The 23463-nt window shown below is 41.7% G+C and carries 24 protein-coding genes; 14 read left to right on the forward strand and 10 right to left on the reverse strand.

All coding sequences use genetic code 11. The features are described 5' to 3' along the window. Positions 1 to 35 precede the first annotated feature (35 nt). Positions 36 to 1379 (forward strand): M24 family metallopeptidase, encoded by a 1344-nt coding sequence (locus KA713_06460; protein UXE68220.1) that lies wholly within the window; start codon positions 36 to 38, stop codon positions 1377 to 1379. 3 nt (positions 1380 to 1382) lie between these two features. On the opposite strand, the gene KA713_06465 is transcribed toward KA713_06460, so the two are convergent. Next, positions 1383 to 1901, reverse strand: a complete 519-nt coding sequence (locus KA713_06465) for a hypothetical protein (GenBank protein UXE68221.1) — start codon at positions 1899 to 1901, stop codon at positions 1383 to 1385. Positions 1902 to 1943: 42 nt separating this feature from the next. On the opposite strand from KA713_06465, the gene KA713_06470 reads away from it, so the two are divergent. Further along, a complete protein-coding gene (locus KA713_06470; protein ID UXE68222.1) occupies positions 1944 to 2528 on the forward strand; it encodes a TetR family transcriptional regulator in 585 nt (194 codons plus the stop codon). Here KA713_06470 and KA713_06475 read toward each other — a convergent pair. Next, positions 2467 to 2931 carry a redoxin domain-containing protein gene (locus tag KA713_06475; GenBank protein UXE69055.1) on the reverse strand — a complete coding sequence of 155 codons (465 nt, stop codon included), beginning with the start codon at positions 2929 to 2931 and terminating at the stop codon, positions 2467 to 2469. The genes KA713_06470 and KA713_06475 overlap by 62 nt on opposite strands. 295 nt (positions 2932 to 3226) lie before the next feature. Between KA713_06475 and paaA the strand changes: the two genes are divergently transcribed. From paaA to KA713_06505, 6 genes are all read left to right on the forward strand, one after another. Continuing rightward, positions 3227 to 4213, forward strand: a complete 987-nt coding sequence (gene paaA, locus KA713_06480; protein UXE68223.1) for a 1,2-phenylacetyl-CoA epoxidase subunit A — start codon at positions 3227 to 3229, stop codon at positions 4211 to 4213. A gap of 132 nt (positions 4214 to 4345) precedes the next feature. Next, the gene (locus KA713_06485; GenBank protein UXE69056.1) at positions 4346 to 4924 is read left to right on the forward strand and encodes a phenylacetic acid degradation b; all 579 of its coding nucleotides are present in this window, start codon (positions 4346 to 4348) and stop codon (positions 4922 to 4924) included. A gap of 153 nt (positions 4925 to 5077) precedes the next feature. Continuing rightward, the gene (gene paaC / locus KA713_06490) at positions 5078 to 5833 is read left to right on the forward strand and encodes a phenylacetate-CoA oxygenase subunit PaaC (protein UXE69057.1); all 756 of its coding nucleotides are present in this window, start codon (positions 5078 to 5080) and stop codon (positions 5831 to 5833) included. A gap of 72 nt (positions 5834 to 5905) precedes the next feature. After that, on the forward strand, positions 5906 to 6370 hold the full coding sequence (locus tag KA713_06495) for a DinB family protein (GenBank protein UXE68224.1): 465 nt from the start codon (positions 5906 to 5908) through the stop codon (positions 6368 to 6370). After that, entirely contained in the window at positions 6367 to 6849 is a 483-nt protein-coding gene (paaJ, locus tag KA713_06500) for a phenylacetate-CoA oxygenase subunit PaaJ (GenBank protein ID UXE68225.1), read from the forward strand. The genes KA713_06495 and paaJ overlap by 4 nt, the downstream gene beginning before the upstream one ends. Before the next feature lie 74 nt (positions 6850 to 6923). Then, positions 6924 to 7523, forward strand: coding sequence for a hypothetical protein (locus KA713_06505; GenBank protein ID UXE68226.1), 600 nt, complete (start codon positions 6924 to 6926; stop codon positions 7521 to 7523). Positions 7524 to 7631: 108 nt separating this feature from the next. Here the strand turns inward: KA713_06505 and KA713_06510 are convergent, their stop codons facing one another. Further along, positions 7632 to 7835, reverse strand: a complete 204-nt coding sequence (locus tag KA713_06510; GenBank protein UXE68227.1) for a transposase — start codon at positions 7833 to 7835, stop codon at positions 7632 to 7634. A gap of 324 nt (positions 7836 to 8159) precedes the next feature. On the opposite strand from KA713_06510, the gene KA713_06515 reads away from it, so the two are divergent. From KA713_06515 to KA713_06535, 5 genes are all read left to right on the forward strand, one after another. Continuing rightward, the gene (locus tag KA713_06515) at positions 8160 to 8948 is read left to right on the forward strand and encodes an RMD1 family protein (protein ID UXE68228.1); all 789 of its coding nucleotides are present in this window, start codon (positions 8160 to 8162) and stop codon (positions 8946 to 8948) included. Next, positions 8945 to 9199, forward strand: coding sequence for a hypothetical protein (locus tag KA713_06520; GenBank protein UXE68229.1), 255 nt, complete (start codon positions 8945 to 8947; stop codon positions 9197 to 9199). Before KA713_06515 ends, KA713_06520 begins: the two co-directional genes overlap by 4 nt. Before the next feature lie 45 nt (positions 9200 to 9244). Then, a complete protein-coding gene (locus KA713_06525) occupies positions 9245 to 9451 on the forward strand; it encodes a hypothetical protein (protein ID UXE68230.1) in 207 nt (68 codons plus the stop codon). After that, positions 9451 to 10692 (forward strand): glutamate--cysteine ligase, encoded by a 1242-nt coding sequence (locus KA713_06530; GenBank protein UXE68231.1) that lies wholly within the window; start codon positions 9451 to 9453, stop codon positions 10690 to 10692. Before KA713_06525 ends, KA713_06530 begins: the two co-directional genes overlap by 1 nt. Before the next feature lie 97 nt (positions 10693 to 10789). Continuing rightward, entirely contained in the window at positions 10790 to 11956 is a 1167-nt protein-coding gene (locus KA713_06535; GenBank protein UXE68232.1) for an ATP-binding protein, read from the forward strand. A 60-nt stretch (positions 11957 to 12016) separates the two neighbouring features. Here the strand turns inward: KA713_06535 and KA713_06540 are convergent, their stop codons facing one another. Both KA713_06540 and KA713_06545 read right to left on the reverse strand, forming a co-directional pair. Continuing rightward, positions 12017 to 13480 carry a DASS family sodium-coupled anion symporter gene (locus KA713_06540; protein ID UXE68233.1) on the reverse strand — a complete coding sequence of 488 codons (1464 nt, stop codon included), beginning with the start codon at positions 13478 to 13480 and terminating at the stop codon, positions 12017 to 12019. 102 nt (positions 13481 to 13582) lie between these two features. Further along, entirely contained in the window at positions 13583 to 13855 is a 273-nt protein-coding gene (locus KA713_06545; protein ID UXE68234.1) for an RNA-binding protein, read from the reverse strand. Positions 13856 to 14008: 153 nt separating this feature from the next. Here KA713_06545 and mce point away from each other — a divergent pair, with 153 nt between their 5' ends. Further along, positions 14009 to 14416, forward strand: coding sequence for a methylmalonyl-CoA epimerase (gene mce, locus KA713_06550; protein ID UXE68235.1), 408 nt, complete (start codon positions 14009 to 14011; stop codon positions 14414 to 14416). Between the two features lie 10 nt (positions 14417 to 14426). Here mce and KA713_06555 read toward each other — a convergent pair whose 3' ends face one another. From KA713_06555 to KA713_06575, 5 genes are all read right to left on the reverse strand, one after another. After that, a complete protein-coding gene (locus KA713_06555; protein ID UXE68236.1) occupies positions 14427 to 15347 on the reverse strand; it encodes an energy transducer TonB in 921 nt (306 codons plus the stop codon). Then, positions 15334 to 17823, reverse strand: coding sequence for a serine hydrolase (locus KA713_06560; GenBank protein ID UXE68237.1), 2490 nt, complete (start codon positions 17821 to 17823; stop codon positions 15334 to 15336). The genes KA713_06555 and KA713_06560 overlap by 14 nt, the downstream gene beginning before the upstream one ends. 25 nt (positions 17824 to 17848) lie before the next feature. Beyond that, positions 17849 to 19531 (reverse strand): D-aminoacylase, encoded by a 1683-nt coding sequence (locus KA713_06565; GenBank protein UXE68238.1) that lies wholly within the window; start codon positions 19529 to 19531, stop codon positions 17849 to 17851. Positions 19532 to 19594: 63 nt separating this feature from the next. Then, positions 19595 to 20338, reverse strand: coding sequence for a class I SAM-dependent methyltransferase (locus KA713_06570; protein UXE68239.1), 744 nt, complete (start codon positions 20336 to 20338; stop codon positions 19595 to 19597). A gap of 50 nt (positions 20339 to 20388) precedes the next feature. Further along, a complete protein-coding gene (locus tag KA713_06575) occupies positions 20389 to 23463 on the reverse strand; it encodes an efflux RND transporter permease subunit (GenBank protein UXE68240.1) in 3075 nt (1024 codons plus the stop codon).

Below are 23463 nucleotides of genomic sequence, written 5' to 3' on the forward strand. Positions count from 1 at the left end.
CCTTTTATATTTACATTTAATATTCCTTTAAAACAATGAAACAGTTTCTAGTATTAGCTTTAATTTTTTCTGTAAAATTTTCCTTCGCCCAATACCCCCTCGTTCTCACTCAGCGCGAACAAGCCAAAGTGATTGATGATTTGTTGGAGGAGCGCTTGCGCACCGTGCTGCCAACGTTAATGCGCAGAGAAGGATTTGACATGTGGGTGATTATCTCACGCGAATACAACGAAGATCCCATCATCCGCACGATGTTACCAGCCGTATGGTTTGCAGCCCGCAGAACAACTATGCTGGTTGTTTACGACAAAGGGAAAGACAATAAAGGGAATGATCTTGGATTTGAATACCTGGCTGTGGCCCGATACGATGTAGGCAAAATCTTCAAGCGCGCTTGGGACCCTGACCGTAACCCTGACCAATGGGGACAATTAGCCAAAATCATCGAAGAACGAAATCCAAAAAAGATAGGTGTTAACAAAGCACCGTCATGGGGTCATGCGGACGGGTTGACTTCGAATGATTACGACCAACTGTTGACAGCACTACCGAAAAGATTATATCCGCTTGTAACATCAGCAGAAAAATTAGGGGTAGCTTGGCTGGAAACACGCACCGAAAAAGAAATGGTTATCTACCAACAAATTTGTCGAATTGCACATACTATCATTGCGGAAGGGTTTTCGGATAAAGTAATTCAACCGGGCGTAACAACTACCGAAGATGTAGTGTGGTGGTACAGAGAAGAAATCAAGCGCTTAAAGTTAGATACGTGGTTTCAACCCTCCGTTTCTATTCAGCGCAACGAACCGGAAGCAATTACTACCAAACGACCACAGCCTTTGGTGATTATGCCTGGTGACTTCCTTCATGTTGATTTTGGTATTACCTACTTACGTTTGAACACCGATACGCAGCAACATGCCTACATTTTAAAACCAGGCGAAACCGATGCTCCTGAATATCTAAAGAACGCCTTCAAGCGAGGCAATAAATTGCAAGACATCCTTACAGGCAATTTCAAAGAAGGCAGAAGCGGAAATCAAATTTTAGCCGATTCGCGCAAGCAAGCCATTGATGGAGGCATTACACCTTCTATCTATACACACCCCATTGGTTTTCATGGTCACGCAGCTGGCACTACCATTGGTATGTGGGACATGCAAGAGGGCGTTCCCTTTACGGGAGATTATGCCATGCATTACAACACCGCCTACTCCATTGAGTTAAACGCTTCCGTATATGTAATCGAATGGAAAAAAGAAATCAAGATACAGTTGGAAGAAGATGGTTATTTTGATGAAACAGGTTTTCGGTACATTGATGGAAGGCAAACCGAATTGATTTTAGTTCCGAAGGCTATTCCGAATGGAAAGTAAAATTTACTCAAAAGTATCACCTTTGGTTAACACCATTTTTTCTTCATCACCTCTGAGTTTGTAATCGCGGCATACTTTTTTGGGTGTGGGCCAATTGAAGGCTGTCCACAAAACGATCACCCCAAAATAAATGCTGAAAAATTCGTGATGGGTCATATACAAGCCAGCACCCATAAAAAGAGAAGTTGCCACAGAACCAGAGACTCGTAGAGTAGCTACCGAAACATACTTGTGGAGCCGAACACCCAAGCTCATCTCATTCGAAAAAGTTTTCAATCGCCTAAGCGAAAACCAATGAACAATCGTTAGGTCTAATAGTGCAAGAATCGGGAATAAAACCAATGTGATTTGTATAACATCTTCCGAAACAAGGGTAGGCTTTACTTGATTGGTAAGAACCAAATAATACACGTAAAGGAAGCCTGCCACGGGCACAAACATCATCAATAAACAGATGTTATATACCTTATAAAAATATTCAGAAAGAGAGTTATAATTCATTTCACCGCTTTTGTGCTTCAAAGCTAATTATAAATTATCTTTGCTTGAAGAAAGTAATAGACTATGGATGCCACCTCTACACTCAGTAGAAAAGAACAAGTAATTAGAATTGCTGCGCAATTATTTCGAGAGAAGGGCTATGCTGCTTCTTCCATGCGCGACTTGGCTCAAAACCTAGGAATCGAAGCGGCCAGTCTTTATTCGCATATCAAATCAAAGGAAGAAATCCTGCAAAGCTTGTGTTTTGACATGGCGGCTGAGTTTAGAAAGTCATTACAAGAAGTGGAAACCAAAAAAGTGTCTGCCAGTGAAAAATTGAAGTTGGGCATCATCGGTCATATTCAAGTGATGGCCAAAGATTTGATCGCTTCGGCCGTGTTTATGAATGAGCATCGCCATTTGAGCCAGCCATATCTTCGCGATTTTTTGTTGCTCCGTATCAACTATATCAATCGCTTTAAAGATATGATTGAAGAGGGCATCAAAAAGGGAGAGTTCAAAGAGAACATTGATAAGAAATTGGCGGTGATGACGCTCTTTTCATCTCTTAATTGGATGCCCATGTGGTACGATCCAGAAAGCAATATCATGCCCAACGAAATTGGTCAGCAACTAGCCGATATGCTGGTGAATGGGTTGAAAAAATAGGATCCTTCTTGGAAAGAAGTTTTATTATTGTTGGTTCAAATCTGTTTACAACTTCTTCTGAAGCTTTTTCATCCACTCTTCCACCGCTAAACATTAAAGTAAATTTACCTTCTTTATCTACGATCATATTGGTTGGGTGTCCAGCTACTATGCAAAACAAAGTTTGCATATTTGTCAGCACTAGGGATCGATTGAAAATAAAGAGGCTCTTTTGGACAAACTTCTTTAGGGAAGCGATGTCATCTTTGGCAAATGGCAAAAACAAAACATCCTTCTCGTACTTTTCTGCAAGTATGTTTAAAGCTAGAATTTCCGCTCGAAAGGGCACACATCCTATATACCAAAAATTGATAACTAAAATTTTCCCTTTTAATTCCGTTGATGAGAGCGTTTCTCCTTCAATATTTTCTGTAGCAAATTCAGGATTGCAGAATCTTTAGTTTATCAGTAAAAGGAAGTTTTGATGCCATTACCTTCGAGCAATCTTTGAAACACTCACTTTGGCAATACACACTTATTGAGTTTAGCGTTATGAAAAATAGAATTAACAGCTTCATTGATTTTTGATTAACCCGGAAAATCACTTTAACAATTAAAGGTAACATTATTGGCAAAAAAAATTAAACATCGTATTGGCTTCTTTGTTAAATTGCAAACGATTGTTAGGCATTGTGCTAGATCACTAAAAACCAATAATTATGTACGGGGGAGGAAATACCTTTGAAGGAATAAAAACCGATAGCGTAGCTCAAGAAGATCCAATTCTGCTGGCTGCCTTTGAGGCACGAATCGAGCGAGGGGAAAAAATTGAACCTACCGATTGGATGCCTCAGTTGTATCGCAAGCAACTCATCCGCATGATTGAGCAGCATGGGCATAGTGAAATAATAGGCGCATTACCAGAGGGCACTTGGATTACCCGAGCGCCCGGCTTCAAACGCAAAATGGCGTTAATGGCCAAAGTGCAAGATGAGGTAGGTCACGCACAACTTCTTTATAGTGCAGCAGAAACACTGGGCAAATCGCGCGAGCAAATGATTGATGATTTGATTACAGGGAAGTCAAAATACTCCAACATTTTCAACTACCCTACTTTCACATGGGCTGATTGTTGTTTCATTTCGTGGTTGGTAGATGCGGGTGCGATTGTTAATCAATTGGCCAATGCCAAAGGAAGCTATGGGCCTTATTGCCGTGCTCTGGATAGAATTTGTGCAGAAGAATCTTTCCATTTAAAATATGGACATCACTGCGTGATCTATTTAGCGAGCGGCACGAAAAAACAACGCGACATGTTTCAGGAAGCCTTGAACCGTTGGTGGCCTCCTATGATGCACTTTTTTGGACCATCAGACAAAATTTCTACACATACCGAGATATTGATGAAGTGGAAAGTGAAAATGGGCACCAACGATGACATGCGCAATCAGTTTTTGGATATGTACGTTCCTAAAATTTGGGAGCTTGGTTTTGTGATACCCGACCAAAACTTGAAAAAGAATACAGAGAGTGGCAAGTGGGAATACACCGAACCTGATTGGGAAGAATTTAAACGTGTGATCAATGGGGATGGCCCATGTAACAAAGAAAGACTAGAAGTTAGACGCATTGCGGAAGAACGCGGTAAATGGGTGAGAGAAGCATTGAAAACGCCCAAGACCAAGTATGTAATGCCGTTGGCATAAATCATTTTCGATTTTAGATTTACGATTTGCTGTTGAAATAGAATCAGCACACTAAATCAAAATTCTAAAATCACAAATCTAAAGTCACAAATCTTGAAGTCCCTAGACCCCCGCGTAACCCGACTGCCACACATTGGTGAAGCAGGAAAAATTGTCCCGAAAGTTTCGTTGGATCAGTTTGGAACGTTCGAAGTTTTCGTGCAACCCAAAGAAGGCAAGCCGTTTCAACACGAAGGCATTGTTCATGCACCTAACCTAGAGTTGGCCTACATCCTAGCAAAAGAAACCTTTACCCGAAGGTTTACGTGTGCTTCATTGTATGTAGTGGAGACGCGCGAGGTGTTCGTTTCTCCCCTTACCGAAGGAAACCAAAATGTCTATGACTTATTGGATGATGTTAAAGATGGTGATGGCAAAAAGGATTTTGAAATTTATCATTTGACCAAACGCGGTAAGCAGCACATCCATGTTGGCAGCGTTGTCGCTACATCCGCGCCAGGAGCGATGAGCAAAGCAAAAAACAAATTTAACCAAGGAAAAACCGTTTACAACGTGTGGGCGATTGATCGAAAAGCCATTCGATTCACCTCGGATGATGACAAAGATTTGTGGTTGACGCTGCCCGAAAAAAAATTCCGTGATGCGGCTGAATACAAGGGTGGTGATAAATTGACAAGTTTTTTGGAAAAGAGTAGCTTTATAAAAAAGTAATGATATGATTACGAAAGAAGAAATTAAAAATGAAAACATGCTTGATTGATGGCTTATTTACTCGACACAAATATTTGTATTTACCTTCGTAAAGATCAATCTCTCAAACTGAGTTGATGGCCTAAAAATTGAAAATTGGACAAAGAACTAGAAATGGAAAACCTACCCCTCAGAGAACTTCTTTACAAAATGGCCGATGACCAACTAATTCTTGGACATCGCAATTCTGAATGGACAGGCTTTGGGCCATTGCTCGAAGAAGACATTGCCTTCTCGTCCATGGCGCAAGACAAGGTAGGGCACAGTTTGGCTCTTTATACATTGCTTCATCAACTAGGAGAAAGTGATCCTGATACAATTGCCTTCACCCGCAATGCAAATCAATTTCACAACTCCATCTTAACGGAATTACCCAATCAAGAATACGATTTCAGTTTGATTCGTCATTTTTTGTACGATATAGCCGAAGCATTGAGATTTGAATTACTGACAAATTCATCGTATGAGCCATTGGCACAAGTGGCCAAAAAAGTGCGGGGAGAACTTCGCTACCACACCCTCCACGCCAAAACATGGATCACCCAGTTGGGCTCAGCTACCGAAGAAAGCATTGGCCGTCTACAAAAATCATTGGAGAATGCCATGCCCTATGCCTTGGGTATTTTTGAAGAATCGCTTTATGAAAAGGAAATCATCGCCACCGAAATTTTTGCTGGCGAAGCGGAGTTAAAAGAAAAATGGCTCTCAAAGATTGAAGAGATAATCTCGCAAACCAGCTTACAATTACCTGATTGGAAAATTGTACAACCTATTTATGGGGGAAGAATTGGCAAGCACAGTGAGCACCTACAGCCTCTGTTGGATGAGATGAGTGAAGTGTTTCGGATTGATCCAGGGGCAGAGTGGTAATTATTATTTCGGAAGACTGAAAGTTGACTTAAGCTCCCAGACTTCCAGACTTCCGGACTTAAAAAAACATCAATGAAACACGTAACCACCGAACTCCATTTCATCACCCTCACTTACGCACAGCACATTGCGCAACTTCCTGAAGTTGATTTTTCTGCGAAGCCATTCCCCACTAAATGGAGCAAGAAAGAAGTGCTCGGCCACCTCATCGACTCAGGTGAAAACAATTTAAGAAGATTTATTTGCGGACAATACGAAACACCGACTCCTAAAATAAAATACAACCAAGACTTTTGGGTAGCCGCGAATCAATATCAAAGCACACCATCCAATGATGTCATTGAAAACTGGCGATTGATCAATCTTAAAATCTGTCGCGTGCTGCAGCACATGCCAACCGAAAACTATTTAAAGACCTGCGACTTTGGTGATGGGAAATTTCTGACATTAGAATGGTTGGCCATCGATTACGTCAAGCACTTGAAGCATCACCTCAATCAAATCATTGCCAACTCATTTGCTATTGTCTATCCATGATAACGTCCATCAAAGAAGTTTACGAATGGCTAGAAGAGGTAAATGATCCGGAGATACCCGTATTGTCGTTGGTGGATTTGGGAGTCATCACAGAAGTGGAAGTGGATGGAGAAAAAGTTTCGGTAGAACTAACACCCACCTTTGCTGGATGTCCCGCCATGGAGGTAATGAAGAATGAAGTCATCGAAAAGTTAAAAAGCAAAGGGATCAGCAATGTATCCGTCAATGTCTCCTTTCGGATTCCGTGGTCGTCTGATTTTATTTCTGAAAAGGGAAAAAAAGCACTCAAGCAATTTGGATTAGCGCCACCACCCTCCAACAAAGTATTTCACGATTTGGAAATTCTTGAAAGTGCAATCTGTCCACGGTGCGAGGGTGAAAATACCGAACTTAAGAATCCTTTTGGCCCAACGTTGTGCCGCGCCATTTACTACTGCCACACTTGCCACGAAGCCTTTGAGCAATTCAAACCGCTATAAATGTCAGAAAACTTACATGTTTGTAATTTTTTGAGCAAAACCTTTTTTCTTTGCCGACCGTATAGCTTAAGTCCATGAATAGTACCCGTATCCACTTTATCTTTTTGGCATTTTCTGCAGCTGCTTTATTGAGCTGTGGCCGCTCTGCAACCTCTACTGAAAAAACCAGTTTTTCAACTGCCGATTCTCTTACCGATCGGTATCTAAGTCTGCAAGACACGTTGGTACATGTGTGGAACAAACTGATCCATGACGAAAATGAGAGAATCCGTGCGATGGAAAAAGTACTGACCGAGCTAAATAAACAATCCGGAGAGGCTTCCTTAAGTTCTTTAGAAACTCGGTTTGGGCAAATCAAAGAATTAAGGATAACGCCCAAAACGCTTTCCAATCCTAATGTGCTAGAGGAATATGACTTTGCACATGAATCACTCATCAGCGAATTGATGACAGCGTCCTCCAATCTATCCATTATCAATCAACCATCTTTTCAACAATTGCTCGATAACATTAAAATTACGGAAGGCCAGATAAACCTGAACCGCTCCGATTATGATAGCATTGCGCAAGCCTTCAATGCTTTTTTAAAAAAACATAAGTCGACCCTAAAGCAGATTGACCAAACCTGCAATCTGGAGCAACGTTATCTTTTCAATTCAGTGGTAAAAAAATGAGGTTGTCTCCAAAGTAGAGACAGTCTTTTTTATCAAGAAGTCTTTGTTGGTTTTTATGAAGGGTGTTTTTTTCGAGAGAAAAATGGTGGATGATTTTATGCCTCTAGCTTAATCAGGTTGTGTGCTAAAGCAAGTAATCTGGGTATTTATTTCGCCTTTTACTAGCCGTTTGAACATAAACTTTTTGAAGTTTTTGTTATGCTTGATGTTGGCAAAAACATGTTCCACATCCAGCTGCTCTTTGTGTTTGCGATAGATAATTCCTTGCTCGCTTTTCAATCTCAGGTCAGCTTGTTGCTTTAGTTCTCTCAAGGAATGGTTGATAATGTCTTGCCCCTGATCATAAAACTAAATTATCGCTCTTGAAGGGGTCGACATTTTTAAAATGTTGATTACGGCCAAAATGATTGTGTAGGCCGCCCATTGAAAGTTCATTTGAAAAGTCTGGTCAAAGATGGACATTAAATGGTGCACATCAAGTAGCCAACCTCAGTACTGCCCAGTGTAGTGGCGAATGGAAAGAGTCAAGAACTTGAGCCGAAACCCTAACTTAAACTAATGTAAAACTGTCGTACGCCAAGTGAAATATGACACATCAATCATTCCATATTTCGTGTTAACTTTGAAAAGATTACTATGGAAAAGACTGTAAAACTATCGGCCATATTGGTAGCCAACCAATTGGATATTAAAGGCCTTAAGGCTTTTTTAGAAATCAAACCTGCTTACGATTCCTCTACCGAATTGTTGTATAGCTTCGGCAATAACCGTTACCAATATTTCTTTAATTATGGTGTGATTGTGTTCTCCGGCCATTCAGAAGAAGAAATCAAAATAGCAGTAAAGGCGATTCAGCCATACCTCAAAGATCCCAACAACAACTGGTTGCGCGATGACCACGAAATCAGTGTGCAGCCGGGCAACATGGAATTTGAATTCGACCAATTGATTGTTGACCACCTGGATACCAAAGTGATGCGCATTGCCATGTTCAACTTGGCCCAGTCGGTTGCCCTCGATCACTACCATGTCATCACCGAAAATTCGCTCAGCGAAATAAAAGAATTTGCCCGCGACTTGGAGCGTACAGGTAAACTAAGCATTGGCAGGCGAGAGATGATCAAGTTCATTGGCAAAGCGTTGAATACCCAAAACGATATTGCCGACAACATATATATTTTCGATGCGCCCGAGCAAGTGTGGGACGATGAATATTTGGATAAGCTGCACAAAGGGTTGATGAAGCATTTTGATTTGCGTGTGCGCTTCAGTGAGATTGAATACACTTTGCGCATCATTGAAGATAACCTGAGCGTATTCAGAGAAATCTCGCATCAACGCGAAAGCAGCATATTGGAGTGGATTATTATCGCGTTGATTCTGGTGGAGGTCTTAAATTTGTTTGTTGATAAAATATTAAAATGAGTCATCGCCAAGGATTATTCCTCAACTTTGATATCAAGACCCAGCCCGATGAGGTAGCCTGCGGCCCTACGTGCCTGCACGCACTTTATGAGTTTTATAAAGACCCTATCTCACTTAAGGAAGTGGTGCAAGAAGTAAAGCAATTAAAGAACGGTGGCACCTTGGGCGTGATGCTCGGCAACCACGCCCTGAAGCGTGGGTACAAAGTGCATATCTATACTTACAACCTAACGGTATTTGACCCTACGTGATTTGAGCTGCCCCAAGGCAAAATCATCGCGAACTTGAAAAAACAAATGCGCTACAAGTTCAGGAGCAATAAACGAAAGGTGGCATCGAAAGCATACATCGAATTTTTGAAAGCGAGCGAAAAAATTTTTCATCATGAGCTAGACGAAAACCTAATTAAAAAATACTTAAAAGGTATTGAAGACAAAATTTTAAGAGATGAATTGTATGATATCATAATGGAAGTATTTTTGAATAAAATAAAGACAAAGTAATGACCCAGCCCACACGCATCCATTTGTTTCAAGGTTACGGAATTGAGCTAGAATACATGCTGGTCGATAAAGAAACATTGGCCATCAAGTCCATTGCTGATGAAGTGTTGAAACACGAGCTCGGAAGTTACGGAAGTGACTTTGAGAATGGTATGGTAACTTGGTCGAACGAGTTGGTGCTGCACGTGATTGAATTAAAATCAACTCGGCCAGAAAATAATTTCAATGCGCTAGAAAATGCTTTCGTGGATGATGTGCGGAGGATTAATGCCATCTTGTATAAATGGAATGCCATGCTCATGCCCACGGCTGCGCATCCGTTTATGAATCCGCTCACCGATACCAAACTATGGCCGCACGATAGCAACGAAGTATATGATCTGTACGATAAAATTTTTAACACCAAAGGCCACGGTTGGTCGAACTTGCAAAGCACTCATTTGAATTTGCCTTTTTATGACGATGAAGAGTTTGCCAAACTTCATGCTGCTGTACGTTTAATCTTACCCATTCTGCCTGCACTTTGTGCTAGCTCTCCTATTTTAGACGGAAGATTAACGGGCACGTTAGATACTAGGCTCAGCTATTATAAAACAAACCAATCCAAAATACCATCCATCACAGGTCGCGTCATTCCAGAAGCTATTTTTTCTAAACGAAATTATTTGAACCAAGTGTATGAAAAAATCAAAACCGACATTGCCCCTTACGACACAAAAAATATTTTAAATCCAATTTGGGTGAATTCGCGCGGAGCCATTCCTCGGTTTGATAGAGGCTCGATTGAAATACGGTTGATGGACATTCAAGAATGCCCAACGGCCGACATGGCAATAATTGAATTGGTCATTGAAACCTTAACGGCATTGACCAACAATAAATTCATTGACTTTGAAGAGCAAATGAAATACAAAACAGAAGGCTTGGTGCAGGTATATGCAAGAGTATTGACCACTGGGCTTTTTACAGAGATTGACGCCCCCGAGTACTTAAAGGTTTTTGGTCTTACAGCAACTTGCACCGTACGCGAACTTTGGCAAATAATTATTGATAAACTTGTTGCTGCGGGTAACACGGCATTGGAAAAATGGAAGCCAGAACTCTCCGTCATCCTCAAAGAAGGTTCACTTTCTGAACGCATCATCAAAGCACTCGACAACGATCACTCGCCCAAAGCGATTGCTAAAACTTATCGCCAATTGAGCGGTTGCTTGGCGCAGAATAAGATGTTTATACCGTAACTAGACTTTCCTTATCCTTGTAAAAGCAGAAAATCATAAACCCCGAAATATCAAAATGTCATTTTGATATTTCGGGGTTCGTATTTACCTTTGATGCATGATTAAGCGGAAAATAGAAAAGCAATTAAAGCAGCTGATCCAACAGTTTCCATCGGTTTGCGTATTAGGACCTCGGCAAGTGGGCAAAACCACCTTGGCGAAACGGTTAGCGCAAACAGTAAAGAAACCTGTTCTCTATTTAGACTTAGAGCGACCAACTGATAGATTAAAATTGCAGGATGCTGAGTCGTACTTGGCGCAACATGCAGATAAGTGCGTGATCATAGACGAGGTACAATTTATGCCCAGTCTCTTTCAAGTACTGAGACCGTTGATTGACGATAAGCGACTGGCCGGTCGATTTTTATTGACAGGCTCTGCTTCGCCTGAATTGATAAAAGGAGTTTCAGAATCATTAGCTGGAAGAATTGGATATGTAGAGTTATCACCTTTTACGTTTTTGGAAACAGGCAATAAACCCATACTAGAAAAGCATTGGTTCAGGGGTGGCTTTCCATCTTCCTATTTATCAAAGCGTGCTGATAGCTCTATTCGGTGGCTAGATTTTTTTATTAAATCCTATTTGGAAAGAGATCTAAATATGATTTACAATATCAACTTCACTAGGAGTACCATGCAAAAAATGTGGACGATGATCGCACACTTTCATGGCAATATTTTGCAATCAGAAAATTTTGCTCGATCATTAGGTGTAACAGGCCCTACAGCTACTCGGTACTTTGATTTTTTGGAAGGGGCGTTCATCATTCATCGGCTACCAGCATACTCACATAACTCCAAAAAAAGATTGGTCAAATCGCCCAAGCTTTACTTGAGAGATTCAGGTGTGCTGCATCGGCTTTCTCACTTTTCCGATATGGAAGACCTGAAATCGAACGTGATTGTAGGCAATTCTTGGGAGGGATATGTGATCGAGCAAATACTCAACACCAAACCCGATTATTTGCGGATCTATTATTATAGAACGCACGATGGTGCTGAAACGGATGTTGTACTTGAGAAAGGGAATAAGGTAGTGGCTTGTATTGAAATCAAGTATAGCAATGCGTCCATTCTTTCAAAAGGATTTTATATTGGTTTACAAGATTTAAAATGCAAAAGTGGTTTTGTTATCACTCCTGCTTCTGAAGACTATGTCAATGGGCAAGGGGTTAGATTCTGTTCGCTGATGGACTTCCTAAAAAAATACCTGGTTGCCCTATAGAACTACGTATATCAACTTCTAAATATTAAAATAGCACTTTGATATTTCGGAATTCATGATTTAACCATACACCCATCTCATCAACGTTATCGAAGCCAAGTAAATTAACGCAATCGATACGAGATTAAGCCAAATGCCTGCCTTCATCATGTGTTTCACCTTCATGTGGCCGCTTGAAAACACTATGGCATTGGGCGGGGTAGCCACGGGAAACATAAAGGCCATACTGGCGCCCATGGTCACGGGCATGCCCATCAAAATCGGGTCGATGCCCAAGTTGGTGGCAATACCAAATACTACGGGCAAAAAAATCTGAACGAGGGCTACATTGCTCATTAGTTCTGTAATGAAAACAGATGCGGTGATCAATCCAAACAACAACCAATTGGTAGAAGGACTGTTCGCGGCAATCTTCGCTCCCACCGCCTGAATGATGCCAGCGTTTGAAAGCCCTTGCGCCAAGCACAATCCTCCGCCAAACAAAATCAAAATACCCCACGCCATTTTTTCGGTATCACTCCACGTTAATAGAAACCGAATGTTCTTTACATCGATTGGAATGATGAACATCAACAATCCGCCCATCATGGCCACATTGGTATCGTTGAGCATTTCTTTTTTGAGTAACAGGTTAAGTGGTTGCTGAAATATCCACAGCAAACAAGTGATAGAAAAAATCACCATCACTAATTTTTCTTCTTTGCGCAGAACTCCCAGTTCTTTAAGTTTTGATTTTATCAGTTCATCGCTCCCGCGTACTTTCTCGATTCCATTTTTGAATAAAAGTGAAGTGATGATGAAATACATGGCAATCAGAAGTACCACCATAATGGGCACACCCACCAGCATCCATTTTCCGAAATCAAGTTTTTGATGATAGAACTGATCGAGCAAACCCGCAAACACAACATTGGGTGGCGTGCCGATGATGGTGCCGATACCTCCAATGCTAGAAGAATAACCCACAATCAACATCAAACCAATGGCAAAATTGCGTTCTCCCTTCGGTAAATTTTCATGTGAGGCAGAAGGATCGCTCTTTAAAAGATTAATCACTGAAAGAGCTATCGGTAGCATCATCATGGCGGTGGCGGTATTGCTAATCCACATACTAATGAAAGACGTAGAAATCATGAAGCCCAAAATGATTCCGTTACCGGAAGTACCAGTAATTTTTATGAGATTGAGTGCGATGCGTTCGTGCAGTCGATGCTTCTCTAACCCCAACGCAATCATAAAACCACCCATGAACAAAAACACAATGGGGTTGGCATACGGTGCTGCGGCCTCGCTCATTTTCATTACGCCCATGAACGGAAACAATACCAATGGAAGCAACGCAGCGATGGCAATCGGCACGGATTCCGTCATCCACCAGATAATGATCCATGCTGCTAAGGCCAGTACTTTTCCGGCTGATGGAGAGATGAAGGATTCACTGATGGTATCGATTAGGATAAAAAAAATAATGGGGCCGGCCAGAAAACCCGTTAATTTTTGCCAATCTGTTTTCGATTCAGTCATGTATCATTTTTTTTACCGCAAAGCTCTCAGAGTTTAGCGGAAGTTTCTCTCCAAACAAAAAAGCGAAGGTTACCCCTCGCTTTCATAACGTGTATTCGAAGATCATCCTTGTTGTTGTCCTCCACCACCTTCACCCTTGGGATTAGCCGGCTTTACTACAATGGTGCGACCATCCAATTCAGTTTCATTCAATGCTGCAATGGCGGCTTGGGCTTCGGCATCTGTGGCCATTTCCACAAAACCAAATCCTTTTGAACGGCCCGTATCGCGATCTTTTACAATTTTGGCAGACGTAACCTGACCAAACTTGGCAAAGGCCGCCTCGAGATCTTCACGCCTTGTCTTAAAGTTTAAGCGAGCAACAAATATGTTCATAGTACTTAAGTAATTAGTGAATACTAAACATGGTTGTTTGAACCACTACAAAATAGGAAATTATTCTGAACAATTTCAAGTGATATTTTTTAGTTGAACTTTTTTCATCGTGTTATTTAATATTTACAGTTAACTTGATGAAAAATCAATTCCATGGAAAAATTAGAACACATTGGCATAGCTGTAAAAAACCTGAACGAAGCCAACAAGGTATTTGCCACTCTGCTGGGCAAGCCTCATTATAAAATCGAAGAAGTGGCCAGCGAAGGTGTGCGTACTTCTTTTTTTGACGTAGGCGGTTTAAAAATTGAACTATTGGAGGCCACGCGTGCCGATTCGCCCGTGGCAAAGTTTATTGAAAAAAGAGGCGAAGGAATTCACCATTTAGCGTTTGCAGTCGATAACCTAGAAGCCTGTATGGCCGATGTATCGGAAAAAGGTTTTCGTCTGCTCGCGGATAAACCCAAAGACGGTGCCGACAACAAACGAATTGTCTTTCTTCACCCAAAAAGTACCAGCGGAATGCTGGTGGAAATGTGTGAGGAGAAAAAATACCAATAATCCTTTACCATTATCGGAATTGAAAAACGATTGGCAGAATCAATCTTGTAGAAACGTTTTTGCCATTATATTTTCCTGGAATCCAATTCCCTTTTGTTGAAAAGAGGGACTTTAATATTCGTTTCTCTGTCGCTTTGTCAAGGGTAACCAAAAACTGAGGATCTTCTATTTCACCTTGGCTTGTTATAATAAACCGAACAAAAACTTTCCCGTGCATACCTTTTAGACGTGTAATAAACGGATAGGTGAGATCTTCTTGCAGAAATTCATATAGTTTTTTATATCCACCTTTGTAAGAGGCAGTATCCTCTGGAAAATAATAAATTCCGTTTTCTGCAATTCTGTTTCCGTCTTCATAAAGTTTCAACTCAGGCTTTTCAGAACTCTTCATTTTCTCGATCCAATCTGCTTCACGAACATAACAGAGGCATTTCCCTTCAAAGAAATTACCTTCTATAGAAAATGAAATTTTTTGAAATGAATCGATAAGATTTGCTTTATCTATCTCACGCCCTGTGCTATCCCAATACTGCCATTTACCTACTCTAGCATCTTTTACTAGTGAACCCGAGGCCATTCTAGTGCCATTTGAGTAATAATAAATAAACTCACCATCCTTTATACGTCCATTTTTTGACTTGGCAATTCCAGTAGTAAATAGCTGACCATTTTTGTAGTAATCAGAGATTAAGTAGGTAAACCTCTTTTGTGGATTATCTTTTGAAATCCGTTTGATCGTATAGTCATTCTCAGAAAGAAAATTTTCACATAGACCCAGATAAAAAAATCTTTCTTGACCAAATAACCTGGAATGAAGGGTTAGAAAAATGAAAAGGAGGACATACTTCATGGACGTCAAAATTCTGTATTTCTTCATGTTCAATTTCATTCCATATTCCACTTCAATGAGTAATCCATTATCTTGCAACAAAAACGCCTGGGTAATTCGCTACAGATTTCTGTTTCTGATAAACCAGTTTTCCATTCACCCATACCATTTCAATGCCTGTGGAAAGTGCTGCATGGTTGGTGATGGGTGCATTGTCCAACACCGTAACTGGATCAAATAAAACCAAATCAGCAAAATAGCCGGGCGCAATCAAACCTCGCTGTTTAATTCCCAGTTGCTCGGCTGTCTGGCTGGTCATTTTGCGTACAGCGGTTTCAAGTGGCATCAGCTTTAGGTCGCGCACATACTTTCCTAAGAAGCGTGGGAAAGCACCAAACCCTCTTGGGTGTCCTTCCATCGCACCATCGGAACAAATGACGGAGTAATCCCACTTCAAAAAGTTTTGGATGTCTTCTTCACTCATGGAAGTAGCCACAATGGAGCCACTCATTCCAGGGGCAGAAGTTTCTCGGATTACACGCAACAAACCACTGGCTACACTTTCGTTATTTAAGGAAGCAATTTCGCTGATGGTTTTGCCTTCATACTTTGCATTGGGCGGATAGTGTGTCATCACAGAAGCCGAAGGATCAAACAATTCTTGTGTGGCAAACTCAGCACTTTTTAAATTCTCAAAATCTTTCTTGGGAAACAAAACACGTGGCGTTGAACTCCACATGCTGTACGGATAAACATCTGCGGTAACATTGATGCCTTGCGCGCGCGCAGCCAGCAATGCAGCCAGGTACTTGCGGCTATTACCCCACTTGCTACGCATAGCAATTTTGAAATGCGAAATTTGTACGGGTATTTTAGCTTCTCGTCCGATAGAAATAATTTCATCCAGTGCCTCATCAATGTTGATGTCTTCGCTGCGGATGTGGCTAATGTATCGTCCGCCTTTTTCTGCCGCTACTTTCGCCAGCTCAATTACCTCTTCACGATTGGAATAAAAGGCCGATTCGTATTCTAACCCAGTAGCCAAGCCCAACGAACCTTTATCTAATTCTTTCGCCAAAATACTTTTCATCGAATCGACTTCTGCTTTTCTCGCAACTTGAAACAATCGTTGCTTCATCACCTCTCTACGCAAGGTAGAATGCCCCGTGTAAGAGGCAATGTTTACGCTGATGGGGTTTGCTTGTATCATTGCTTTGATTGAATCGATGGGTGCTGAACCTCCATCTTGCCCCACCACAATGGTGGTGATGCCTTGGTTGGTAGCTGCAATAGCGTGTGGATTTTCTTTGAGACCCCAATCATGGTGACTATGGCTATCTATAAACCCAGGCGCTAGCACCATGCCTTTGCCGTCAATCGCTTCTTCATTTGGAAACTTTCGCAAATTACCAACACCTTGTATTCGATTGTTCTGAATACGAACACTTGCTTGATAAGCAGGCAAGCCAGTGCCATCAATGAGTAATACATTGGATATCAAAAAAGTTTGGGGAACGGAGTACGGTTTTCCCTCCCACGCATTTTTAATCAATTGATGAGCTTGGGAATTGCCAGAGTTGTCTAACAAAATAATCGATTGATTTTTATCGATGTATCGAATGATGATGGTGCGAAAGGCAGCCCACCCACCGGTGTGCAATACCGTTTTCCCAACTTGCTCGATGCCCCAGCCAAAACCGTATTGGGTAGCTTCACCATTCAGCAATTTGCCAGGCGTTATTGCTTCTTTAAAAGTAGATTGCTTCACCAACCTATCGGTGTACAAAGCTTGGTCCCACTTATACAAATCTTCTACCGATGAATATACATTTCCATCACCTACAATACCATCTACACGAACCAAATCATCAAGTATATTCTTATCACTCTCCCAATGAAAACCAAACACGCGTGATTTTGGATGTGATTTCATTTTAAGATGATAAATGTAACTGTCTTTCATCTTCAGCGGCACGGCAATATATTTTTGAAAGAATACATCAGGTGACATACCTGACACTTTTTCAACAACGGAAGCAAGCGTTGTATAATTGGTATTGCAATATTCCCATTTCTCACCCGGTTGGAAACTAAGCGGAATTTTTTTGTATGCTAGTAATTCCAGCATCGACTGGTTGGTAAGTGTGTCTAATAAATTCATTCCGTTCAACGCAATATCAAAATACTCCGGCAACCCCGAGGTCTGGTTCATCAAATGACGAATAGTGACGAGTGGGTAAGGAAAGATGGGCAAATACTTTTGCACGGGGTCCTCGTAATGCAGTTTGCCTTGTTCTTTTAGCATCATCACCATCATGGCATAAAACTGCTTGGAAACAGAAGCCAGGTTAAATGATGAAAGGGTTGTAAGTTTTTCTTGTGTTTGACCATTGGCAATTCCGAAGGCCATTTTGTAAAGCACTTTGCCTTTTTCGCCAATCAGCACAGTACCATTGAACAGTTGGCGTTCATGAAGATACGTAAGTATCGAATCGATACGTGTAATTTTCTGCTCGGTGGACTGGGCTGAAACAATGAACGGCCACAAGACCAAAAGACAAACAATCAGTTTTTTCATAAATAAAACGATAAATTAAACTGTCCTACTTTCCTTTCCACCCTGGTCCTCTCACCACTCGGCCTGGCTTTGCGTTGGTATGCTCTCCGTTTTCAAGCACTTGGGTTCCGTTCACAAACACATGCACCATGCCCGTGCTGTATTGGTGTGGGTTTTCAAAAGTAGCATGGTCTTGAATTTTGACTGGGTCGAAAATGGCCAGGTCGGCATAGTAGCCAATTTGTATTGAACCTCGTTTTTCAATTTTTAGGTTGGAAGCAGGCAGCGAGGTCAATCTGCGGATAGCCTCGGCTATTGAAATAACCTTTTCATCTCGCACGTATTTTCCGAGTAGTCGAGAAAAATTTCCGTACGCACGCGGATGCGTGGGTGTCTTCAAAAAGTTTCCGGCTGCAGTGGAAGACTCCGCATCGGAGCCAAAGCTGACATAGGGAAGTTGGATTTGTCGTTTTACGTTTTCTTCGGTCATCAAAAAGTAAGCAGTGCCTACCCGTGTGCCATCCGTAATTACCAAATCCATGGCTGTTTCTTCGGGAGACTTGCCATAAATTTTGGCCACTTGACCCAGTGTCTTACCCATAAAATTTTTGCGAAGCGAATCATTGGTAAAGCCCATCAACAACACCCGATCAAAATCTCCAGCCAACTTCATCAGGTTCTCCCATTTGTTAGTCGGTGTGCGCATTTCTTGCAATGCTTTCTTTCTGATGACAGGGTCTTTCATGCGCTTGATCCATTCTTTGATGCCACCCTCTTGCAACCAAGGTGGCATAGCGGCATCTAATCCTGTTGCACCGGCCACATACGTGTACATATCGGCTGTAATTTTCAAACCCTCTTTGTTGGCATGGTCAATCATGGCGATCACTGAATCAATTTTATTCCAATTGTCTTTGCCGCTAAACTTTAAATGATAAATCTCAGCTGGCAGTTTCGCTTCACGTGCAATGCGAATAGTTTCGTCTATCGCTTCAAAAATAGAATTTCCTTCACTTCGAATATGAGCGATGTACATGCCGCCATATTGAGAAGCAACTTTGCTCAGTTCCACTAACTCTTCAGTGCTGGCGTAGTTGGCTGGTGCATAAATCAATGCAGATGTCACGCCCATCGCCCCTTCCTCCATAGCCGTTTTTACCAATGCCTTCATTCGCTCCAATTCTTCAGGTGAAGCAGCACGATTGGCGTAGCCCAACTCATGAACGCGAACGGTAATCGCACTAACAAAAGAAGCCACGTTTGGGCTTACGCCTCTTTTTTCCAACCCCTCTAGATATTCACCCAGGGTTGTCCAATCAATTTTATACTGCCAATCCGGATCGCGCTTCATGGCTTCTTCGTCATCGCGCTTCATTTGATCGTTCATGGGACCCATTGAGCCCTCACCCAAAACTTCTAATGTAACGCCCTGACGAATGTCGCTTTGTGAGTTCCCATCGAATAGCAAAGAAACTTCGCAGTGGCTGAGCATATTAATGAACCCAGGTGCTACTGCCAATCCTTTCGCATCAATTTCTTTTTTACCAACAGCTTTGGACAAATCGCCAATAAATGCTACCGTATCGGCATTGATGCCCACATCCATAACCACCCCTTCTTTGCCAGATCCATCGTACACGGTGCCGCCTCGGAGGATCACATCGAACTTTTGCTTTTGGCAAGAGGCCATAAACATCATTAGAAAAAACAATATGGATAGTCGTTGCATATTTGCAGGGTTTAATGGGAAATGAAGGTACGCGGATTAGGCGGAAAATCAAAGTTGCATTGATTAACAAATTTTTCCTAAGCGGAGAAATAAAGGAAAAGTGATTTTCATTTTTTCAGAAGCCCATAACGGCTGCATTAACTTCATTAAGTCCACTACTGGGTTCTGATTGTTTTGTCGAATAAACTTTTGTACCGATGACCATGTAGTAAGGTAGCCTTGCAGTTCATGAATCGTCCACTCAAAAGAAAATTGAAAAGCGGTAGATGGTATTTCTTCAAATGGAAAAGGAAGGCTACGGTAGTGGTCGTCAATTAACTTCCGCTCTTTATCCCAATACGACCCCACGACTTGCGTATAGAAGTGATGAATGTGCTCATCGATAGCGGGGTTAACTTTTAAAAGACCATAACCCCAAATCGCCAACGTTGCGTCCCGTTTTGCCACGCGCTTCACTTCATTAAAAAACAACGCTACCTTAAACCAATGTGCTGCTTGAGCCACGGTAATTAAATCAAATGAGTGGCTGGCAAAAATTGTTTTCTCGGCAGATGAAATTGAATAATAAATGTTCGGTTCAATTGTGGCATTCGTCAATTGATTCTCACTAATGTCAGTTGCATAGACGTGAGAAAATTTTTTACACAATGCTACGGCAGCTTGCCCATTGCCGGTGGCACAATCCCACACACAATTAAAGTCATTGACGTGTCGATAAATAAATTCATAAAGCTCGTTGGGGTACGTTGGCCGGAAAGATAGATATAGCTTTGAGTGTTCTGAGAAACGATCCTTCATAATTTCCATTCCAAGCTTCAATCTACCGAAAACAATTTACACAATTTCAGTATCACCGATTACTCCAAGGGTATATCCCCCGGCTTCTCTCCCACTACTTCTACTTTGGGTGGAAGCAATTTGTACATCACTGGTGTTACCAATCGTGATAACAATGTTGAACTAATCAAGCCACCAATGATGACCAATGCCAATGGTGAATACAACGGGTTGCCTTCAATCGCTAATGGAATCAATCCGCCAATAGCGGTAAGTGATGTTAACACAATTGGCACAAAACGAATTTCACCTGCATGTTCAATGGCTTCATTCAAAGGCACACCCCGCTCGCGCAATTGGTGCGTAAAGTCCACCAACAAAATAGAATTCTTCACTTCGATTCCTGCCAAAGCAATTAAACCAATCACCGCTACAAACGACAATGGATTGCCCGTTAGAAATAGCATGATGACAGCACCAATTACACCCAACGGAATAACCGACAACACAATCAACGTGCTCTTAAAGTTCCCAAATTCCAACACCAACACGGCAATGAAACCAAACACGGTGATGAGTATAATCGTACTCAATCCCCCAAAAGATTCTTTTTTATTTTCGACTTCACCGGCCGCTTCATACGAATAGCCATCCGGGAACGGAAAAGCATCCAATTTTTTAATTACCTCGTTGGTTACTTCCTCATAGAGATAGCCGCTTTTTACAAACGATGTTACCGTAGCAAACCGTGCTTTGTCATAATGGCGAATCAAATTCGGTGATGTTTCAAATTCTACGGTGGCTACTTGTTTCAACGGAATGGCTTGACCTGTAATCGAATTGATTTGGAGTTTGTCAAACACATCGAATGACGCATAATTATTTTTAGGTAGCGTCACTGAAATATTAATGTCATCTTGGCCTTCACCAGGCGTAAATTTTCCAATGGTTAATCCTGCAATGCCCAATCGAATGGTGCGGTCGATGTCAGCAATAGAGATGCCCAATAAGCCTGCTTTCTCTTTATTGATTTTTATTTTTAAATCAGTTTGTTGATTGGCCAAGGGATTGTTCACATAGATGGTACCTTCTGTTTTCTTGATGATGCCTTCAACTTTCATGGATAGGCTTCGAAGGGTATCTAAGTTTTCACCAAAAATCCGCATGGCAATAGGCGCCTCCAAGGGTGGCCCTTGCTCAAAATCCTTTACTTCAATTTTGGCATTGGGATACAGGAAAAATTTATCGCGGAGTTTGTCGATCAACTTGGTTTTCTTCTCCGGTGAAATATCATTTGTCTGCACAAAGAACTGTGCAATGTTGCTCGATTCGCTCCTGCCCACCACATTGTAATAAATCCTGGGATTGCCTTTGCCCACATTGGTGGTAAAATATTTTATCTCCTCCTCTTTTTTCAATTCATCTTCCACATAGCGTGCTACTCGATCAGTTTCATAAATATTGGTACTGCTAGGGGTTTCAATGTTAATCAAGAATTGCGGCTTCTCTGATTTTGGAAAGAGACTAAAGCCAACGACTTTGAACAACCCCAAACTAATGACAAACAAAGCAGCGGTGAAACCCAATGTAGGCCAAGGATGGCGCAAGCACCAATGCAAAATTCTTGTGTACGAAGCGTGAATACCTTTCTTGAGCGCACGAAGAAAAATATTCCCTTCGGGCGATTCATGTGATTTTAAAATGCGGCTCGCCAAAAACGGAACGATGGTCAACGATACAAACAAGGAAGCCAGCACGGTAAAAATGACGGCCATTGGCAGACTGCGAATAAAATCTCCAGCCGCTTCGGGCAAAAATACCAATGGCAAAAAAGCCAGTATCAACGTGGCCGTGCAACCCAACACGGCTAAACCAATCTGTTTAGTAGCCTCTATACTCGCCTCGCGTTTACTTTTACCTGCACGTAGGTATCGTTCAATGTTTTCGATTACCACAATGGAGTCATCCACCAAAATGCCCAACGCCACAATCAATCCCACAATACTTAATTGATTGATGGTAAACCCAAACGAGTCCAACAAAAACAGACCAGTAAAAATGGAAAGTGGAATGGATATCATCACCACAATGGCGGCACGTGTACCCAACGGCAACAATGTAATCGACACCAGTAAAATCGCGATGATAAAATCTTTTGCAAAGCGACTCAAGCGGGTGCTCACACTTCTCGCTTGGTCGAAGTTTTTTACCATCTTAATATTGGAGGTCAATTCTTTTTCAAATTGCTGAAGTATTGGCTCCACTTGCTCGTCTACCTTAAAAATGTTTTGCCCTGCCTTCTGACTGGCCGTCAACAATACTGCACGGTGTCCATTCAATCGAGTAATGTGCGATTCGGCCTCGTAACCACTGGTTACATCGGCTACGTCTTTCAAATACAAAATTTTACCGTTGGCAGAATAGACAATGGTGTTTTTGATTTCTTCAATATTTTTATACTCACCACTCGTTTTAATGTTAAAGTTGCGGGTGTTCATTTGAATGCGACCGCCCGGAATGTTGGCATTCTCACTTTGCAAAGCACCCAATACAGCATTTGCGGGAATTTTATTTAACGCCATTTTTTCCACATTCAGCGAAACGCGTACTTCTTGCTCTGGAAAACCAAATGTTTCAATCTTTTTCAAGCTTTTTACCTTCTCGAGTTTATCTTCCAACGATTCAACTTTTTCTTCCAACTCGCGATACGAGGCAGTTTCAGAAATCAACGCCAATTGCAAAATGTTTACATCGGTAGAAGAAACTCGCTGGATGTTAATGGCATAAATATCTTGTGGCAATTCCTTTCGCAAGGCATCTACTTCACGAATAACTTCTTGGTATTTTTCATCACGATCTGCTTCGTGTTTGTAGTCTACCCGAAACACAGCAAGCCCATCGCTGATAGAGGTTGTCAGGCGTTTGATGTTGTCCAGTTCATTGATTCGTTTTTCCATTGGATCCACCACCAACTTCTCCATATCCACTGGGCTGGTGCCCGGATACACCACCACCACCGAAAAACTAGGTTGGTCGGTTTCGGGGTCTTCGCCCCGAGGCATGTTGATGAGTGAGTTCAACCCCATCGCCAACACCAATGCAAAAATGATGAGCGTGAACTGATAGTTCTTAACTGAAAATTCGGCTATACGCAT

This window comes from Chryseotalea sp. WA131a (assembly GCA_025370075.1).
GTDB lineage: Bacteria > Bacteroidota > Bacteroidia > Cytophagales > Cyclobacteriaceae > ELB16-189.

What these genes read in the sequence shown, in the direction of transcription:
- KA713_06460 (UXE68220.1), top strand. Translation starts at nt 36, where the DNA reads ATGAAACAGTTTCTAGTATTAGCTTTAATTTTTTCTGTAAAATTTTCC.
- KA713_06470 (UXE68222.1), top strand. Translation starts at nt 1,944, where the DNA reads ATGGATGCCACCTCTACACTCAGTAGAAAAGAACAAGTAATTAGAATT.
- paaA (UXE68223.1), top strand. Translation starts at nt 3,227, where the DNA reads ATGTACGGGGGAGGAAATACCTTTGAAGGAATAAAAACCGATAGCGTA.
- paaC (UXE69057.1), top strand. Translation starts at nt 5,078, where the DNA reads ATGGAAAACCTACCCCTCAGAGAACTTCTTTACAAAATGGCCGATGAC.
- KA713_06495 (UXE68224.1), top strand. Translation starts at nt 5,906, where the DNA reads ATGAAACACGTAACCACCGAACTCCATTTCATCACCCTCACTTACGCA.
- paaJ (UXE68225.1), top strand. Translation starts at nt 6,367, where the DNA reads ATGATAACGTCCATCAAAGAAGTTTACGAATGGCTAGAAGAGGTAAAT.
- KA713_06505 (UXE68226.1), top strand. Translation starts at nt 6,924, where the DNA reads ATGAATAGTACCCGTATCCACTTTATCTTTTTGGCATTTTCTGCAGCT.
- KA713_06515 (UXE68228.1), top strand. Translation starts at nt 8,160, where the DNA reads ATGGAAAAGACTGTAAAACTATCGGCCATATTGGTAGCCAACCAATTG.
- KA713_06520 (UXE68229.1), top strand. Translation starts at nt 8,945, where the DNA reads ATGAGTCATCGCCAAGGATTATTCCTCAACTTTGATATCAAGACCCAG.
- KA713_06525 (UXE68230.1), top strand. Translation starts at nt 9,245, where the DNA reads ATGCGCTACAAGTTCAGGAGCAATAAACGAAAGGTGGCATCGAAAGCA.
- KA713_06530 (UXE68231.1), top strand. Translation starts at nt 9,451, where the DNA reads ATGACCCAGCCCACACGCATCCATTTGTTTCAAGGTTACGGAATTGAG.
- KA713_06535 (UXE68232.1), top strand. Translation starts at nt 10,790, where the DNA reads ATGATTAAGCGGAAAATAGAAAAGCAATTAAAGCAGCTGATCCAACAG.
- KA713_06540 (UXE68233.1), bottom strand. Translation starts at nt 13,480, where the DNA reads ATGACTGAATCGAAAACAGATTGGCAAAAATTAACGGGTTTTCTGGCC.
- KA713_06545 (UXE68234.1), bottom strand. Translation starts at nt 13,855, where the DNA reads ATGAACATATTTGTTGCTCGCTTAAACTTTAAGACAAGGCGTGAAGAT.
- mce (UXE68235.1), top strand. Translation starts at nt 14,009, where the DNA reads ATGGAAAAATTAGAACACATTGGCATAGCTGTAAAAAACCTGAACGAA.
- KA713_06560 (UXE68237.1), bottom strand. Translation starts at nt 17,823, where the DNA reads ATGAAAAAACTGATTGTTTGTCTTTTGGTCTTGTGGCCGTTCATTGTT.
- KA713_06565 (UXE68238.1), bottom strand. Translation starts at nt 19,531, where the DNA reads ATGCAACGACTATCCATATTGTTTTTTCTAATGATGTTTATGGCCTCT.
- KA713_06570 (UXE68239.1), bottom strand. Translation starts at nt 20,338, where the DNA reads ATGGAAATTATGAAGGATCGTTTCTCAGAACACTCAAAGCTATATCTA.
- KA713_06575 (UXE68240.1), bottom strand. Translation starts at nt 23,463, where the DNA reads ATGCGTATAGCCGAATTTTCAGTTAAGAACTATCAGTTCACGCTCATC.